Annotated in this window: 17 protein-coding genes and 3 tRNA genes; 11 read left to right on the top strand and 9 right to left on the bottom strand. The window is 47.0% G+C overall.

The window, feature by feature from the left end:
• Positions 1 to 33: 33 nt before the first annotated feature.
• From AKL11_RS10965 to AKL11_RS10955, 3 genes are all read left to right on the top strand, one after another.
• Complete coding sequence (locus tag AKL11_RS10965) at positions 34 to 1,314, top strand: YeaH/YhbH family protein (RefSeq protein ID WP_067517369.1); 1,281 nt, start codon at positions 34 to 36, stop codon at positions 1,312 to 1,314.
• Positions 1,311 to 2,819 (top strand): SpoVR family protein, encoded by a 1,509-nt coding sequence (locus AKL11_RS10960; protein ID WP_067517367.1) that lies wholly within the window; start codon positions 1,311 to 1,313, stop codon positions 2,817 to 2,819. The genes AKL11_RS10965 and AKL11_RS10960 overlap by 4 nt, the downstream gene beginning before the upstream one ends.
• Before the next feature lie 436 nt (positions 2,820 to 3,255).
• Positions 3,256 to 3,699, top strand: coding sequence for an H-NS family histone-like protein (locus tag AKL11_RS10955; protein ID WP_067517365.1), 444 nt, complete (start codon positions 3,256 to 3,258; stop codon positions 3,697 to 3,699).
• A 63-nt stretch (positions 3,700 to 3,762) separates the two neighbouring features.
• Here the strand turns inward: AKL11_RS10955 and phoR are convergent, their stop codons facing one another.
• The 3 genes from phoR to ubiA form a co-directional block, all read right to left on the bottom strand.
• Positions 3,763 to 5,091 (bottom strand): phosphate regulon sensor histidine kinase PhoR, encoded by a 1,329-nt coding sequence (phoR, locus tag AKL11_RS10950; RefSeq protein ID WP_245673362.1) that lies wholly within the window; start codon positions 5,089 to 5,091, stop codon positions 3,763 to 3,765.
• Positions 5,092 to 5,124: 33 nt separating this feature from the next.
• Positions 5,125 to 5,817, bottom strand: a complete 693-nt coding sequence (gene phoB, locus AKL11_RS10945; RefSeq protein WP_067517363.1) for a phosphate regulon transcriptional regulator PhoB — start codon at positions 5,815 to 5,817, stop codon at positions 5,125 to 5,127.
• A 268-nt stretch (positions 5,818 to 6,085) separates the two neighbouring features.
• Entirely contained in the window at positions 6,086 to 6,994 is a 909-nt protein-coding gene (gene ubiA / locus AKL11_RS10940) for a 4-hydroxybenzoate octaprenyltransferase (protein WP_067517361.1), read from the bottom strand.
• A gap of 170 nt (positions 6,995 to 7,164) precedes the next feature.
• Here ubiA and AKL11_RS10935 point away from each other — a divergent pair, with 170 nt between their 5' ends.
• Positions 7,165 to 7,944, top strand: a complete 780-nt coding sequence (locus AKL11_RS10935; protein WP_067517359.1) for a DUF3050 domain-containing protein — start codon at positions 7,165 to 7,167, stop codon at positions 7,942 to 7,944.
• Here AKL11_RS10935 and AKL11_RS10930 read toward each other — a convergent pair.
• From AKL11_RS10930 to AKL11_RS10910, 5 genes are all read right to left on the bottom strand, one after another.
• A complete protein-coding gene (locus tag AKL11_RS10930; protein WP_067518400.1) occupies positions 7,937 to 8,461 on the bottom strand; it encodes a chorismate--pyruvate lyase family protein in 525 nt (174 codons plus the stop codon). The two genes, AKL11_RS10935 and AKL11_RS10930, sit on opposite strands and share 8 nt — an antisense overlap.
• A gap of 66 nt (positions 8,462 to 8,527) precedes the next feature.
• The gene (locus tag AKL11_RS10925; protein ID WP_095210325.1) at positions 8,528 to 9,613 is read right to left on the bottom strand and encodes a BMP family ABC transporter substrate-binding protein; all 1,086 of its coding nucleotides are present in this window, start codon (positions 9,611 to 9,613) and stop codon (positions 8,528 to 8,530) included.
• 38 nt (positions 9,614 to 9,651) lie between these two features.
• Positions 9,652 to 10,578 (bottom strand): ABC transporter permease, encoded by a 927-nt coding sequence (locus tag AKL11_RS10920; RefSeq protein WP_067517358.1) that lies wholly within the window; start codon positions 10,576 to 10,578, stop codon positions 9,652 to 9,654.
• Complete coding sequence (locus tag AKL11_RS10915) at positions 10,578 to 11,684, bottom strand: ABC transporter permease (protein ID WP_067517356.1); 1,107 nt, start codon at positions 11,682 to 11,684, stop codon at positions 10,578 to 10,580. Before AKL11_RS10915 ends, AKL11_RS10920 begins: the two co-directional genes overlap by 1 nt.
• Positions 11,681 to 13,351, bottom strand: a complete 1,671-nt coding sequence (locus AKL11_RS10910) for an ABC transporter ATP-binding protein (RefSeq protein WP_095210324.1) — start codon at positions 13,349 to 13,351, stop codon at positions 11,681 to 11,683. Before AKL11_RS10910 ends, AKL11_RS10915 begins: the two co-directional genes overlap by 4 nt.
• A gap of 140 nt (positions 13,352 to 13,491) precedes the next feature.
• Here AKL11_RS10910 and AKL11_RS10905 point away from each other — a divergent pair, with 140 nt between their 5' ends.
• From AKL11_RS10905 to AKL11_RS10885, 5 genes are all read left to right on the top strand, one after another.
• The gene (locus tag AKL11_RS10905; protein WP_067518393.1) at positions 13,492 to 13,662 is read left to right on the top strand and encodes a rubredoxin; all 171 of its coding nucleotides are present in this window, start codon (positions 13,492 to 13,494) and stop codon (positions 13,660 to 13,662) included.
• Between the two features lie 200 nt (positions 13,663 to 13,862).
• Positions 13,863 to 14,138, top strand: a complete 276-nt coding sequence (locus AKL11_RS10900) for an HU family DNA-binding protein (RefSeq protein WP_067517354.1) — start codon at positions 13,863 to 13,865, stop codon at positions 14,136 to 14,138.
• A 159-nt stretch (positions 14,139 to 14,297) separates the two neighbouring features.
• Positions 14,298 to 14,657, top strand: coding sequence for a helicase (locus AKL11_RS10895; RefSeq protein WP_067517352.1), 360 nt, complete (start codon positions 14,298 to 14,300; stop codon positions 14,655 to 14,657).
• 143 nt (positions 14,658 to 14,800) lie between these two features.
• Positions 14,801 to 14,887, top strand: a tRNA-Leu gene (locus AKL11_RS10890).
• A gap of 47 nt (positions 14,888 to 14,934) precedes the next feature.
• Positions 14,935 to 15,021: transfer RNA gene (locus AKL11_RS10885), tRNA-Leu, on the top strand.
• A gap of 236 nt (positions 15,022 to 15,257) precedes the next feature.
• On the opposite strand, the gene AKL11_RS25130 is transcribed toward AKL11_RS10885, so the two are convergent.
• Entirely contained in the window at positions 15,258 to 15,404 is a 147-nt protein-coding gene (locus tag AKL11_RS25130; RefSeq protein WP_157673513.1) for a hypothetical protein, read from the bottom strand.
• A gap of 70 nt (positions 15,405 to 15,474) precedes the next feature.
• Here AKL11_RS25130 and AKL11_RS10880 point away from each other — a divergent pair, with 70 nt between their 5' ends.
• Both AKL11_RS10880 and AKL11_RS10875 read left to right on the top strand, forming a co-directional pair.
• Positions 15,475 to 15,930 carry a hypothetical protein gene (locus AKL11_RS10880; protein ID WP_067517350.1) on the top strand — a complete coding sequence of 152 codons (456 nt, stop codon included), beginning with the start codon at positions 15,475 to 15,477 and terminating at the stop codon, positions 15,928 to 15,930.
• 110 nt (positions 15,931 to 16,040) lie between these two features.
• Positions 16,041 to 16,116, top strand: a tRNA-Thr gene (locus tag AKL11_RS10875).
• The last annotated feature ends 1,046 nt before the right edge of the window (positions 16,117 to 17,162 follow it).

Here is a 17,162-nt window from a genome sequence, read left to right as displayed (position 1 = left end):
TGCCGACAGCCAGCATACACAAGGAATGTGTACATGAGCATGATTATCGATCGACGGTTGAACGGTAAAAATAAAAGTACCGTCAATCGTCAGCGGTTTTTGGAGCGCTACAAAAAGCACATTAAAAAGGCAGTATCGGATGCGGTCAATAAGCGATCAATCACCGATGTTGTGTCCGGCAGTGAAGTCACTATCCCGAATAAAGACCTGTCTGAGCCGACCTTCCGTCACGGGCAGGGTGGTCATTACAAACAGGTTCATCCAGGCAATAAAGAATTTACGGCAGGGGATCGTATTAAACGACCTTCAGGCGGTGGAGGTGGTTCCGGTTCTGGTAAAGGACAGGCCGGAAACAGTGGCGATGGTATGGATGAATTCAGTTTCCAGATCAACCACGATGAGTTTTTGGAGCACATGTTCGATAATCTTGAGCTGCCAAATCTCGAGAGAAAACAGTTAGAAGATATGATGGATTTCAAAATCCGTCAGGCGGGTTATACCACGGCTGGTTCTCCTGATCGGTTAAATATCATTCGCTCATTGAAGTCTGCTCATGCTCGAAGAATTGCACTTTCCGGCGGCAATCGTCGTGAAATCCGGGCGCTGAAAAAAGAGCTGCGCGAAATGGAAGTCAGCCCTGAAATAACAGATCAGGAAAAGGTGCTGGCGTTAAAGGAGCGGATTCGAGAACTGAATGAAAAACTGAAAAAACTGCCCTTCATTGATGATTTTGACCTGAAGTATAACAACATGGTCAAAGTCCCTTCGCCCAGCAATAAAGCCGTGATTTTTTGTGTGATGGACGTCTCTGGTTCCATGACCCAAGACATAAAAGACATGGCTAAACGGTTCTTTATTCTTCTCTACCTGTTTCTCCAGAGAAATTATAAAGAGATCGAAGTGGTGTTTATTCGCCATCACACGGCTGCGAAAGAAGTGGACGAAGATGACTTCTTTTATTCCAGAGAAACCGGCGGAACCATTGTATCCAGTGCTCTGGAAATGACTCGAGATGTTATCAATAAGCGATTCAATCCGGCCGATTGGAATATTTATGTTGCCCAGGCATCCGATGGTGATAACTGGGAAGGCGACTCCAGCGTTTGCACAAAAATTCTGTCAGAAGAGATTATGCAGAAGGTGCAATATTACTGTTATGTCGAAATTACCGACCGGGCTCATCAGAATTTATGGCGCGAATATGAAGGGATAGCGGGTAAGTTTCCGGATCACTTTGCCATGCAGCAAATAAAAGCCCCCAGTGATATCTACCCGGTATTCAGGAAGCTGTTTGAGAAAAAGGAAAATGCATGAGCGATCAATTAATTTCAACGGGACCTGAGTGGACCTTTGAGCTGATTCAGGAATATGACCGTGAACTGGCTCGGCTGGCAGATCGCTTTCAACTGGATACCTACCCGAATCAAATTGAAATTATCAGCTCTGAACAAATGATGGATGCCTACGCATCAACGGGTATGCCATTGATGTATAACCATTGGAGCTTCGGTAAACATTTTTTGCATACTCAGCAAAACTACCAGCGTGGTCGGATGGGGCTGGCCTATGAGATCGTGATTAATTCCAATCCGTGTATCGCCTATTTGATGGAAGAAAATACGATTACCATGCAGGCGTTAGTATTAGCGCACGCCAGCTACGGACATAACTCGTTCTTTAAAGGCAATTACCTGTTCCGAACCTGGACGGATGCAGAGTCGATTATTGATTACTTACTGTTTGCCAAAAATTACATTGCACAGTGCGAAGAAAAATACGGAGTAGAAGCGGTAGAAGGCATTATCGATGCCTGTCATGCATTGATGAATCAGGGTGTTAATCGATACAAACGACCACGGCCGCTTTCTGCGGAGCAGGAAAAAGCACGACAGGATGAGCGTGCGGAATATATTCAGCGGACGTTAAACGACATCTGGACAACCATTCCTAAAACTGAAAAAGAGGAGGAAGAAAAAGAAACTCGCTTTCCGCCAGATCCTGAAGAAAACCTGCTGTATTTCTTTGAAAAAAATGCGCCGCTACTGGAGACATGGCAGCGTGAGTTGATGAGAATCTCAAGAAAGATAGCTCAATATTACTATCCACAACGGCAGACTCAGGTAATGAATGAAGGCTGGGCATGCTTCTGGCACTACCACCTGATCCATGAGTTGTACAATGAAGGCAAAGTCTCTGATGGGTTTATGCTGGAATTTCTTCACGCCCATTCCAGTGTGATTCTGCAGCCAGAATTTGACAGCCCTTATTACAGTGGCATTAACCCATATACTCTGGGTTTCAGTATTTTTATGGACATTCGTCGTATATGTGATAATCCGACCAGCGAAGATCGTGAGTGGTTTCCCGACATCGCAGGCAGTGATTGGTTGCAGACTGTTCATTTCGCTATGAAAAACTTTAAGGATGAAAGCTTTATTCTGCAGTTCCTATCGCCCAAAGTGATGAGAGATTTAAGGCTCTTTACGGTGCTTGATGATGAGTCAAAATCCTACCTTGAAGTTGATAGTATTCATGATGACTTGGGGTATAAGGCGATTCGGGAGTCTTTGGCGTCGCAATACAATTTAGGTAACCGCGAGCCTAATATTCAAGTGTATAACGTGGATATCCGGGGAGATAGGAAACTGACACTACGACATTATCAACATCAGGGAAGGCCGCTTGGTAAAGAAACGGATGAGCTATTAAAACATATTCATCGGATCTGGCAGTTTGATGTAGAAATTGAATCCTGTGAAGGTGGTGTGGTCACCCAAAGCTGGGAGTGCAGTGAAAATCAAAAGCGGAAAAAAAAGTAATGAGTGTTGCTATCAACGGATAGTCGTTTTCTTTTAACTAAACAGGCGAGTAGCTCTTGTCATAATACCATGTTGAATAATCATCGGTGTCTTTAAAAAAATGACGATTTATCGTCATTTTTTACATTGCCTTTCATGTTTCATTTCAAATTTCCTACTGTCTATTATTCACTTTATTTTTTATATCCATATAATGGGACTTCCATCTAAAAAAATCTTGCTGTATAAAGACGTCGAGTTAATTGTATTTTGCCCAAAGAAATTCAAGCCGATATGCGGCGGCAATCGAGTAAATCCCACACGTCTATGAGTAATAGGTGATCGGGGTGAACAAGCACCCGAGGGCATAAACGCAGCCAACAAAGTATCAACTTGAAAATCGATGGGTATTTTCCTTTTCGGGAAGTCCTATCAAGACCAAGGAGTCGTATATTCAATGAATATTTTTGATGAAGTTCTACATCGCCTGAGCAGTAAAACTCGTATGCGTGCTCTATTCAAAGATGTGCACGCGGAAGACCTGGAACGTGTTATTTCCAGACTGAATGATGTCCTGACTGAAAAGCAGGAAGTTCGCATTAAAGAAGAAGAAAAGCGTCAGAAGAAACAGGAAAGCGTTGAAGCGATCAAGCAGATCATGGCTGACCGTGGTGTTTCCATGAACGACCTGGGTCTGGGTGACCTGGATCTGAGCGATGATGCGCCAAAGCGTCGTAAAAGAAACATTCAGAAGTACACCTTCGAATATCAAACTGAAGCTGGTGAAAGCGTGAAGTGGGATGGTGCGACTACAGGCCGCCTGCCAAGCGACTTCCAGGCATATCTGGAACGTACTGGTAAGAAGCGTCTGGACTGCGCACTGGTTGAAATCGAAGGATAAGTTTCGATTTTACCATTTAAAAAAGGGGCTGTTAGCCCCTTTTTTGTTGTATGAAAAACGTGTTTACTCTGTGGTAACTTCCGGTTGAATGACTCTTGCCAGTGGGAAGTGACAGGTAAACCGACTGCCTTTGCCTGGGTGGCTGCTGATGGTGATTCGCCCGTCATGCCTTAATAAAACATGCTTTACAATAGCAAGCCCCAACCCGGTGCCACCCGTTACATTACTGCGGCTTTTATCGACCCGGTAGAATCGTTCTGTCAGCCTTGGGATGTACAGTGGGTCAATACCAATACCATTGTCTTCTACTATCAAATGACCACCCTCTTCATTCTGATGCCACTTTACGGTCACTTTTCCTCCGGCTGGAGTATAGCGTATAGCGTTGTATATCAGGTTGGAGAACGCACTTCGAAGCTCCATGGTATCGCCAGATAAAAACGCGTCATCCTCACACTTCAGTTTGACCTGATGTTGATTATCACCACTTAATGCACGTGCATCGTCGACTATCCCTTTTAATAAAGGTTTCAGTGATACCGACCGGTTTAGTCTTTCAGGTTCGGTTGCTTCAAGTCGGGACAGCAGCAGTAAATCTTCAATCAGTCGTTGCATTCGGGTAGCTTGTTCCTGCATTTGCCCAAGAGCTCGATTAAATACAGGAGGAATGTTGGTGTTTTGATCGGCACTGTCCATCATTGTTTCCAGATAACCGGATATGACGGTTAACGGCGTTCTTAGCTCATGGGAAACATTGGCCACAAAATCGGTGCGCATAATTTCGAGCTGATGCAGGCGGGTGACATCTCTTACCAAGAGCAGGCGATTGCCCTGACCATAAACGGTAATGGCGATTTGCAGCTGACGATTGGTGTGGGCAGGAGAATCAATTTTGATCGGCTCTTTACCGCGGCTGTTTTCCATATAAGCGGCAAATTTTGGATTTCTGACCAGGTTGGTCAAGGGTTGCCCCTGATCGTCAGGCATCTGCAATCCAAGGTGCTCTCCAGCGGCACGGTTCCACCATTCCAGCCCACCATTTTTATCGGCCATAATAATGCCGTCATTCAAGGCTGCGGTAGACTCCTGAATACGTTCAATAACATTGGTCAGGCGTTGTTTGGAGCGACTGTGTTTTCGTTGTATACGATAAATGCCGTCAAAAATATCACCCCAGATACCCGAACTTTCTGGAGGGTCCAGTTCTTTATGTGAAGCTTCGTTCAGCCAGTTAAGTAACCTGCTGAGTTGATAATGACTCCAGGCCAGGTAAAAAAGAACGGCAAGAAAAAGCCCGAGAAAAACCCGGTCGGCCAGCCATCCGGCAATCAATCCTACCGTTAGAACCGTAATCATACGGCCGGTAAACCAGGAGCGAATCGATGTTTTCACAGGTAATTCCGTTAACAGGCAGAAATATTAGCATCATGCCGCTTTGATAGAGAATCGGTAACCCGTTCCCCGGACTGTCTGAATGAAGTTTTCATAGTCACTGCCCAGCGCTTTTCGTAGACGGCGGATATGAACATCCACGGTTCTTTCTTCAACATACACATTGCCACCCCAGACTTGATCAAGCAACTGTCCTCGGGAGTATGCTCGCTCTTGATGGGTGAGAAAGAATTGCAGTAATCGGTACTCAGTAGGGCCCATTTCTGCAGGGTCTCCATCAATACTGACACGGTGACTGACTGGATCCAGTTCAAGACCTTTTACGACGATAGGCGTTTGTTCATCCATGCCCTGAGTTCTACGAAGTACGGCTTTTAGCCGGGCTGCCAGCTCACGGGGAGAAAACGGTTTGGTGATGTAATCATCCGCTCCAGTTTCAAGACCCTGAATTTTATGGTCCTCTTCGCCTTTCGCGGTCAGCATGATGATCGGAATTTCTGCCGTCATTTGATCTCGTTTCAGGCGTCGGGCAAGCTCAATGCCAGAGATGTCCGGCAGCATCCAGTCAAGCAGGATAAGGTCTGGCTTGTGATCGACCACCAGTGAGTGTGCCTGTTTCGCATCAGCCGCTTCAATGCAATGATAGCCTGCCATTTCCAGAGCCATAGCCACCATTTCACGGATGGGTGCTTCATCATCGACGATTAAAATTGTTTTACCGGACATGAAAATACCCCGAGGTTGAATCTGTTATTCCATACCACTTTTCAGGTATTACAACGGGTGAATGTTACAGAAAGATGACGGTAGCGGAAATACGGCAAGGTCATCGGGTGATGACCCTGATCTGAATTTAAAGAGATGTGAAGTTAGGGAAGTGGCATTGGAAAACATACCACCGTTCGCACTGAGCTTGTCGAAGTGCGGTGCAACCATCCTTCGACAGGCTTCAGGATGAACGGATTACTTGGTATTTTTCTAACTGCTCCTACCCTTAAAGAGATGTGGCTATTCCCAGAAAAATAATAGCCCCAATCCAATGATTAGAAAGAAAAGCTTTGAAACAACGCATTCGCTCGCGGTTTCGTGTCTGTCGTTGCTGCCAGAAGAAACCGGCGGCAGCGGCAGCCAAGCTGAGATAAAAAGGCCAGCTCAATTCCAGTTGTTTCCCAACCATGATCAGCGCAATCAGAGCCGTGACTTGGAAAAAACCAATGATCACATTATCCATTTCACCAAACAGGATTGCTGTGGATTTAATGCCTACTTTTATATCGTCGTCTCTATCTACCATGGCGTACTGTGTGTCATAAGCGACAGTCCACATCAGGTTCGCGGTAAATAACAACCAGACTTGCGTCGTAAGCTCTCCAGCTTCTGCAGTAAATGCCATGGGAATTGAACAGCCAAAAGCTATGCCCAGAACAACCTGGGGCAGATAAGTGTAACGTTTGGCGAATGGATATGCGGCAGCAAAAAGTAAGGCGACAAACGACAATGAAATAGTCAGTGAATTAGTTGTGAGCACTAAAAGGAATGCGAGCAGAAATAATACTGCAGCATAAATCAGCGCTTCTTTTGGTTGAATCCTGCCGGTGACTAAGGGGCGTTCACGAGTTCTTTTAACGTGTCCATCGACATTACGGTCAGCATAATCGTTGATCACACAACCTGCGCTGCGGGTAAGAATAACCCCGGCTACGAAGACCAGTAACTTGTGGACGCTAGGAATCCCATCCGCAGCCAACCACAGTGCCCAGAGAGTTGGCCACAGCAACAGGAAAATACCAATGGGCCGATCAATGCGCGCCAGCTGAACAAAGTCTTTCCAGCGTGGCAGGTGTTGATCAAGCAGTTCGGTAACTTTCTTATTGGAGCCTGTTATGAGCTGTAATATTTTCATCTGTGTTTATCTGTATTCTTAGAGTTAGAACGTGATCCAGCTCTGATAATAGGCTCAATCTTTCAGCCGATGATTAGTATTTATGGCTGCCTTGCTTTCGAGTTGGTAGCTTAAATTCTGAGCGATCTCGAATAAGCTCAGCGTCAGTTAAGCCAAAGCAGGAGGCTACCATGTTTGATCAACCGTTACGCCCGCTTCGTCATCAACTGTTCAATCATGCTGTTTACCAGAAAATCCACAATATGGAAACGCTGGCAAAGTTTATGGAAGCTCATGTGTTTGCTGTGTGGGATTTTATGTCGTTGGCAAAAAGATTGCAGCTGGAATTCACCGCAATGCAGTTGCCCTGGACGCCACAAGCGGACGCCCGTTCAGCTCGATTTATCAACGAGATCATTCTGTATGAAGAAACGGATAAAGACCAGAACGGAATCCCCATGAGTCACCTGGAAATGTACCTTGCCGCCATGCGGGAAGTCTCTGCAGACACCAGCAAAATTGAGAGTGTGCTCTATGCCGTAAAGGTAGGTACTTCGTGCAAATTGGCAATGCGGGCGGCGAATGTGCCGGAGTACGTGCAGGCCTTTGTAACGGATACCATGAACGTGGCACAACATGGATCGCTACCGGAAGTGGCCAGCTATTTTCTGTTTGGCCGAGAAGACGCCATTCCTGAAATGTTTACGGCGTTACTGGATCAATGGGATGTGGACGAAAAGGCTGTGCCAGCCATGACCTATTATCTGAAGCGACATATTGCCCTGGATGGTGATGAGCATGGTCCTGCTGCTGAAAGCCTGCTAAAACAGTGTATTAATGGTGACGCTCAAGCGGAGCAGGCCGCATTATCCAAAGCAAAGCAGGCGATTCAATCGCGCATCAAATTCTGGGACGGATTGGAGAAAGAGCTGAGTGTCCTGACCGCTGAAATTCAAGAAGAAGCTACTTAACAGGCAAAAACACTTCGCACACCAGAATGGGTTTTTCTCTTAAATAAAACAGAGACCGTCTGGCCCAGGCGGTTTCTTTATCAAATGTGACATTTATACGTTGATTGAACTGGCGGGCAGGTAAGGGCGCCACTTCGATGGGACCCCGGCGCAGATCAGGTTGGCTGAAAATGTACTCGCCGAGAGGCTTATCACCAAGGTTGAGCAGCTCGGCATTGTCCCCCATCAGGCTAGATTCCGGTAATACACTTCGAGCAAATACCACAGGTTTGCCAGAACCAAACAGCAGCACTTCTCGAATGCTGGCGCGCTGGTCATCGCAGTGCAAAAAAGCTTTTTCTTCAGAGATCGGTTCCTGCCATTCATGACAGAGCACCCGAACAAAAAATTCCTGATGATGTAACTGCTTCAGCCGCTGGGTAAGGGAGTGGTTATCCAGAATCATTTCCCGCAGAGTTTCGGGAATTCCTTCAGCCTGGAGGGCAGGTTGCCATTCTTGTATGTGTCTCAGGGGCATCAGCAGTACATCCTGCCTGAAGCTCAAATGTGAGCTCCAGGTTCTGTCAAATCTCAGGAGGGGAGATTAATTAGGCAATGTTCCCTCAACACCCTCCACATACCAGTTCATAGACAGAATATCACCATCATTGAGTTTTGTACCCTCAGAGACTTTGATAGACGCATCCTGTGCTTTGATCGGACCTTCAAAAATGGCAAAGGTTCCATCGGCGATTTGCTGCTTAAGCGCTTCAACCTGGGCGACCACATCTTCAGGAATGGCTTTGTTGTAAGGTGCCATCTCTACCATGCCGGCAGCAAAACCACCCCAAACATCTTCCGCCTTCCACTGCTTTTCCAGAACCGCTTTGGCCGTATCGGAGTAGAAACCACCCCAGTGAACCATGCTGCCAGTCAGGTGCGCATCAGGGCCGAAGCTGGACATATCAGTGTCATAACCGAAAGCATAAATGCCCTTATCCTGTGCAGCCTGAACTGGTGCCGGAGAGTCGGTGTGCTGGTTGATGATGTCAGCACCCTGAGCGATCAGAGATTCAGCAGCTTCGCGTTCTTTGGCGGGGTCGTACCAGCTGTTGATCCAGACAACCTTAACGGTCGCATCAGGATTAACACTGCGCAGGCCAAGGGTAAAGGCATTGATACCCTGAACTACTTCAGGAATCGGGAAAGAACCGACATAACCAATGACATTGGATTCCGTCATATGGCCAGCGATCACACCCGTCAGGTAACGACCTTCATAAAAACGAGCAGAGTAAGTACCCACGTTTTCGCCACGCTTGTAACCCGTCGCGTGTTGGAACTTAATGTTAGGAAACTGCTTGGCTACTTTCAGGGTTGGGTTCATGTAACCGAAAGAGGTGGTGAAGATAAGATCGTGACCCTGTTGCGCCAGTTTGCGGATAACACGCTCAGCATCGGCGCCTTCGGAAACACTTTCTACAAAAGTGGTTTCAACGTTGTCGCCTAGCTTCTCTAACATCTCCAGACGACCTTCGTCGTGGCCAAAAGTCCAGCCAGCGTCGCTTACTGGGCCGACGTAAACGAAGCCAATTTTCAGTGGCTTTTCCACAGCGGCAGACAAGGTGGATAAAGCCACCAATCCAGCAGTTGCCACCGAGACGATGGCTTTTTTGATAAAGGATTTCATCAGTTCAGCTCCTTTTTATTTATTGTGTTTATTCTTTTTTATCCCGCAGGATGATACGGCTTTCCCAGCGACATCGGAGCCAACATACGACTCCGCGACTGGTTACTGGACAACAACACCAGTACAACAATGGTGGCCAGATAAGGCAGTGTGGCCAACAGATTTGAAGAGATGGAGGCGCCCATTCCCTGCAAAACCAGATGCATAATGCTTGCCAGTCCGAACAGCCAGGCACCCAGCAATACTCGCTCAACCTTCCAGCTGGCAAACACCACCAAAGCCAAACCAATCCAGCCACGGCCAGCAGTCATGCCTTCTGCCCATAAAGGTGTGTAGGCCAGAGAAAGATAAGCACCGCCCATGCCCGCCATGGCGCCGCCAAATAACAGGGCTATCCATCGAGCAGGAATGACGGGTAAACCAACGGCAGTGGCTGAATAAGGGCTTTCGCCAATAGCTTTAATCATTAGGCCAGGTCGGCTGAATTTGAAGAACAACCAAAGCGCTATGCAAATAATAAACGACAGGTAGACCAGCGCATCCTGACTAAACAGGACTTTCCCTAAAACAGGAATATCCGACAGTAGCGGAATAATAAAAGGCTGAAATCCACTCAGCCCCTGGCCAACATAATCGGTACCAATATAGGCGCTCAATCCTGCTCCAAAAATGGTCAGTGCCAGCCCGGTGGCGACTTGATTAGCACGGAGCTGAATAGCCAGTACACCAAAAAGAAATGCCATGGCCATACCAGCCATAATCCCCATCATCACACCCAGCATCAAATTGCCTGTGGTCAATGCAGCAATAAAACCAACCACGGCACCCATGAGCATCATGCCTTCTTGCCCGAGATTCAGAACGCCACTTTTCTCGCAGACCAGCTCCCCAAGGGCAACCAATAAAAGAGGGGTTCCGGTGCGCACCATGGCAAAGAGAATATTGGTCAACAGTTCAATATCCATTACTGGCTGACTCCTGTGCTGGTGTCTGGGAAGGCCATTGGTTTAACGGAAGGCTGTATGCGCAGGCGATAACTGATCAGGAAATCACAGGCCAGTAAATAAAACAGCAGCATCCCCTGAAACAGGCTGCCAAGAGCCAGTGGCAGGCCGAGGTCAATTTGCCCCATTTCTCCGCCCATATAGACCAGTGCCATCAAGAGGCTGGCCAGCAAAATACCGACAGGGTGAAGCCGGCCAAGAAAGGCAACAATAATGGCGGCATAACCGTATCCCGGTGAAACAGACGGCACCAGTTGTCCAATCGGCCCCGTCACTTCTGAAATACCTGCCAGACCTGCCAGAGCACCGCACAATAGAAGGCTGAAGTAAGCCAGACGCCGTTGTTGGTAACCGGCAAAATGGCCAGCGCTTGCGTCTAGTCCAATGACCTTAAGTTGAAAGCCAAGAAATGTTTTGGCCATGACCACCCAGAGCGTTGCTACCGCAAACAGCCCTAGTATCAGGCCAAGGTGCAGCCGGGTGCCTTCCATAATAATGGGCAGTGTGACGGCATCAGTAAACAGTGCCGATTCCGGAAAATTAAAACCGTGGGGATCTTTCAAAGGCCCGTGAACCGCAAACAGTAAAAGGTTCAGGGCAATGTAATTCAGCATAATGCTGGTGAGGATTTCATTGGTATTGAAATGATTTTTCAATACGGCAGGTATCAGCGCCCACAGCAAACCACCAATGGCACCGCAAGCCAAAACGGCGGGAAGCACCCATGAACTGGATGAATCCATCCAGCTGAGTGCGGCCCAGCTGCCGATTAATGCGCCCATCAAAAGCTGACCCTCAGCGCCAATATTCCAGATGTTGGCTCGATAACAAACCGACAGCCCCATAGCGCATAACAAGACGGGTGCCGCCTTTACCCCAAGCTCAGACCAGCCATAACTGTCCGACACTGGCAGAATAAAAAACGTATATAAACCCGTCCAGGGATCTTGCCCCTGAATCATAAAAATCAGTCCACCGCTGATTAAGGTCAGAATAATGGCCAGCACTGGTGACAGATATTTCATCAGGTTGGAATCGTAAGGACGACGCTCAATGGCTATTTTCATGAGAGTTCGTACTCCTTAACCGGGGTTTCTGAATGAAGTTGTTCATCCTGAAATTCAGTGTCAAAAACACCGGCCATCCATTGACCTACCTCGTTGATAGAGGTGTGTTTCAGTGGTTTGATCGGAGACAGGTTGCCGTGGCACAACGCACCAATGCGATCAGAAATCTGAAAGAGCTCATCAAGATCTTCGGAGATGACAATAATGGCAGCGCCTTTATCCCGAAGATCAATCAACGCTTCATGAATAATATTGGCTGCTCCAACATCCACACCCCAGGTGGGGCTGGCGCAGATCAATAGCTCAGGGTTCTGAATAATTTCCCGACCAATAATGAACTTTTGAAGATTACCACCGGAAAGGCTTTTTGCATCGGCTCCGTTGCCGTTGGCTTTGACGCGGAACTGATCAATAATACGGTTCGCATACCCGTGAATTCGCCCTCGTTGTAGAAAACCGCGAGCTATCAGGTTTTGCAGAAACCCTGTCAGTAATCCGTTCTCAGATAACGACATATCCGGCACAGCACCACGACCAAGGCGCTCTTCCGGAACAACAGCAACGCCCAGTTTTCGTCGTTTACCCGGCGTCAGTTGACCAATGCTCTTACCTTTGAGTTTGATGCTTTCGGCGGAAGAGGTGAGATCCTCGCCACTGAGGAAACGCAGCAACTCTTTTTGCCCGTTACCGGCGACACCGGCAATGCCAAGAATTTCACCGGGCTTTATAGACAGATTGATGTTCTTTAAATGCGTGCCGAATTCACCGGAAGATGCTTCTGCCAGCCCGAGAATCTCGAGGCAACTGCGCTCCTCAGAGCCTTTGGAAAAGCTGTAACGTTTGCCAAGCGTCGTTTGATTGCCAACCATCATACTGGCCATGTCTTCAGTGCTGGTGGTTCTGGGATCGCAGGTGCCGGCAATCTTACCTTGGCGTAACACGGTCGCCTGATCGCAGAGCGCTTTCACTTCCTGAAGCTTATGGCTGATAAATAAAAGGCTGCAGCCTTCTGTCGCAAGCTTTTTGAGTGTTTTGAACAGGTTGCTGACCTCTTGTGGGGTCAGAACTGAGGTAGGCTCATCAAGAATCAGCAGGCTAATGTCCTGAACCAGACAACGAATAATCTCAATCCGCTGTCGTTCGCCGGTGGATAGGCTATGAACGTGACGATGAGGATCTACGGGCATGCCGTAATGAGATGAAATGGTTTCTATGCGCTTGGCAAGATCCTTGAGATTACCTGCCTGCTTTTTATCCAGAGAGAGTGCAATGTTTTCAACGACGGTCAGGGTTTCGAACAGCGAGAAATGCTGGAAGACCATACCGATCCCCAGTCGTCTGGCTTGGGCTGGGGATTTTAAGGCGATAGGTTGATCATCGAACCAAATATTGCCTTCATCCGGAGCCGTTACGCCATAGAGTATTTTCATCAGGGTGCTTTTGCCGGCGCCGTTTTCACCCAGCAGGGCGTGTATTTCTCCCGGGCGAATGGCAAGGCTTATCTGATCATTGGCGACAACACCGGGGTACGCCTTGGTAATGTTCTGGCAACGAATACGAAAAGAATCAGGTGACACTGTATTGCTTTTAATCGTATTTTCAGAAGAACGGCGTTGTGTCTCCGTAGGCTGTGAGGCTCCGGGAGCGACTGCGTGGCTTGCAGGCATCGTGATCTCTGATGATGTTTGTAATTATTATTGCTGACGAATCCATTCATCACTGTATCAGCCTGAAAGATAGTCAGGCGGAATTCAGCATTTTGCCAGAAGATCGCTATGTTTACTATTTTGTGACAATGGAGTTCAGAATGAAAAAATGGCGATGCTTGGTTTGTGGATTTATCTACGATGAATCCAGCGGTTGGCCGGAGGATGGGATTCCTGCCGGCACACCATGGGAAGCAGTGCCTGAAGACTGGCTGTGTCCGGACTGTGGTGTTGGTAAAAGCGATTTCGAAATGATTGAAATAACCGACTGAATGAAAAATACACGGCTTTTTCATGAAAAACCCGGAAACTGTGGGCTTGAGCTATTGCCCTACGAGCATCGGTGTTTTAGTCTGTTTCTGTCTGTAAGCCAATAGTCTGCAGGAAGAGCCAGGTAGTCCTTGCTCAGAAAAGGGGAACTCCCTTGCCTTAAGGGAAGAAACAAGAAAAACAAAAATGGAGTGTAATTACCATGCGTAAACCTGACCTGGTCAACGTGATTGCTGACGAAGCGGATATCAGCAAAGACAAGGCCTCCCTCGCACTGAATGCCGTTCTTGATGCCATTACTGGCGCTGCTAAAAATGGCGATGCTGTAAGCCTTGTTGGCTTTGGTACCTTTGAGCAGCGCAGCCGTGCAGCCCGTACCGGTAAAAACCCACAAACCGGTGAAACTATCCAGATTAAAGCCAGCAAAACCGTTGCCTTCAAACCAGGCAAGGCTTTGAAAGATGCTGTGAATGGCTGATTGTTCAGCGGCAAAGCAGTAGAGCCTTGAATCGCGGTGTTATTCCTCGAAAATTCTCTTCAGAAAACATTTTCCCACTGTTTTGCTCTGAAAAGAGCAGAATGGCAGGGAGTGTTTTCCTGCTTATTTCCTCAAGCAAATAGGTGACAGGAGAATCCTGTGAAGTTCCGAATGTTGTTATGGATTCTTGGTCAGATGATGAAGCGTGCCAGCAAAAAAAGCGCCGCTTTTCAGAAAACCCTGAAAGATCAGAACCTGACTTTTCAATTGAGCAGTAAAGACGGTGTTGCCCGACACTTTGTTGTTAAAGATGAAAAGGTCTATCCGAAATCCGGCACGACCTCAGAACCAACCTTTGAACTGTCCTTTTCCTCTGCCAAAAAAGGCTTTGAGATTCTGACTGCAAAGAAATCTCAGGTTGCCTTTATGAAAGGTGTGCAGGAAAAAGACATTATTGCTTCAGGAGACCTCAGTAAGATTATGTGGTTTCAATCCATGACCGCGGCAATGAAACGTTAACAGACCCTAATAACCTATTGTTGGGTAAAGAGATTGCCGGTCTGCCATCTGGTTATGAAATCATCGTGTTTTATTGGTTGACAGCCTGAGGGCTGATCTCTATTATGCGCCGCATCGCTGAGATGTTGGACGGCGGTGGCAAGGCCCAGGTGGCGGAATTGGTAGACGCGCTAGCTTCAGGTGCTAGTGTCCGAAAGGGCGTGGAAGTTCGAGTCTTCTCCTGGGCACCAAATCAAATCAATGATTACCTTGCACATTGTCCAAAACATAACGCTTTGCCCAGGTGGCGGAATTGGTAGACGCGCTAGCTTCAGGTGCTAGTGTCCGAAAGGGCGTGGAAGTTCGAGTCTTCTCCTGGGCACCAATTCGACAAAAAAGCCAGACGGAAACGTCTGGCTTTTTTGTATCTAAAAAATTAACGGCAATCGTCGTAAATAACACCATCACACAATCCTTCTTTAATTCTCGCTGTTTGAAAACCTTAAGTAAAAGACGACTGTCATATATGGCGAATATCTCACAAATATTGTGGGGTTTTCCTGACTATCCGTGACAGGGATCACATTGCATAATGGTAACCGTCAGCTGAGACAGGAAGTCTCAAAGGCCACGGAGGCAGACAGCTGACGTATTATCAAGGATGACACCAGGCAGGAAGCCACAGGACAGGATGTCCAAATCTCTTTCAGGAAGAAAGGCAATGATCAGGCAGGAAGCCTGATTTCGCTTTCCTGCTATTTTAACCATTCCCCCCCCCCTTATTTAGTCCCGGACTTTTTCAGCCGATACACTGGCTACTTGGAATCTGGGGTGGCTTATGCTTTCGGAATCAAATAAACGTTATCTGTGCTGGTGGCTGGCGGCTGTTATGCTGTTCATTCTTCTTGGCTCGTTGTCATTGAGTTTTGAAATTTATCAGCGCTTTCCCGCTATTGGATTTATTGGTTATCCAGTGTTGTTACTGCTGCTGCTGACAGCACTGTCAAAAGCGCGGGAGAAGTGGCATTACATCACGATTGGTGCAACGCTGATTATTTTTGGTGCGATTGCCTCATTGGATATAGTGCTTTCCAGAGAGAGTATTATCCAGGCGCTGATTGAGATGGACAGTGCCGTGGTGCAAGAGCTTTTGCCTAATCCTGAGCGATCAGAAAGCTATGTGAATGTGCTAGTTATTCTGCTGAACGTTTTTACTAGCAGCGTGGCAGGCAATGCGCTGTTCTATGGACTGAATTCCAGAAACTTTGATAAAGAACGAGCAACTGACTTCTAATCAGTGGGTTCTGGCAAGCGGATTAGAGGTTCTCAAGACGTTGTATGAATTACCTTAATAATTGAAGTTGACAAAAGCGTCCGGTGTAAATATTATTCACCTCGTTCCTTGCCGGTATAGCTCAGTTGGTAGAGCAACTGACTTGTAATCAGTGGGTCCCGAGTTCGACTCTTGGTGCCGGCACCATATACAGCAAAGCCCGTAGCGTTAGTAAGCACTACGGGCTTTTTGCTATCTACAGTTTTAGTCCCCGCACTAGTCCCCGTTTCATTTTTGATAGGATATCACTCTGCCAGCATAACTCTTGTTTCTGCTCCCATCGATGATCTCGCTGCCTTGATCTAGCAAGAAAGCAAACAGTTGCTAGTAACTTCTCAATAAGTGCTGCTGGGAGCAGCTTAAACTCATACAAAGCCCTGGTGCATGTTTAGCGTGTGCCAAGTGCTGCAGAGAATTAGTACCTTCATTCCCCGGTAGTTTTTGAGAAGGTGCAGTTGCTGTTTAGTCGGACGGCATGCGTGTTTGTAACTGCGAAAGGAGTAAAGCCAAACCGATGCAGTAGGGCCGCCACACCACTGGTTGCAGTCAAATACCCACCTTAGCACTCCATTCAATAAAGGTGATTAAAATAACTATCTGTAAAATAAATAAGGAATTAGTTTTCACAAGCTGCTAACAGCTAATGCACAGCATATAAACAAGTTATCCACAAGTCAGGGATGATGTTTCGCGGAGGAGGATGGTCTTTCGTAATGAATGCTCTGCATGTCTTGATTTTAGTGGCCTGTAGCGATCCACTATATAAACAATAATAATCTATTAACAATAGATGATTATTAACTTGTATTTAAGCTTAGGGAATTTTGATTTGCGATTACCCGCTCGCCAACACCTAATGATTAGCTTGGCAACAGACCAGTGAAATTTACGTCACAGCACGCTAGAACGAGCATTGGTTAGGACTCCCTGTTTTCGGGGTTTTACCTAGTGCTTACGTTTAAACTGTAGACGTCAGTTCCTGAATATTTAAGGCTAAACCAAAACTCACTTGAAACCATCGGTTTTATTTTGGTTTTGGCTTAACCGGTTTTCTGAGCACCTCTTCCTCCTCGTCAAGAGACGTCTTGGTATGGAGTCTGTCGGCTAACTCGACTGGTTTTTGGTTAATCTGCACGCAGAAGGCTTTGACATTCTTCACCAGTTCATCTTGGGTGCTATGACAATAATGATAA

The sequence above is a fragment of the Endozoicomonas ascidiicola genome (assembly GCF_001646945.1).
Taxonomy (GTDB): domain Bacteria; phylum Pseudomonadota; class Gammaproteobacteria; order Pseudomonadales; family Endozoicomonadaceae; genus Endozoicomonas; species Endozoicomonas ascidiicola.
Note: the sequence above shows the minus strand (reverse complement) of the source record. Positions and strands in the feature narration are given on the sequence as shown.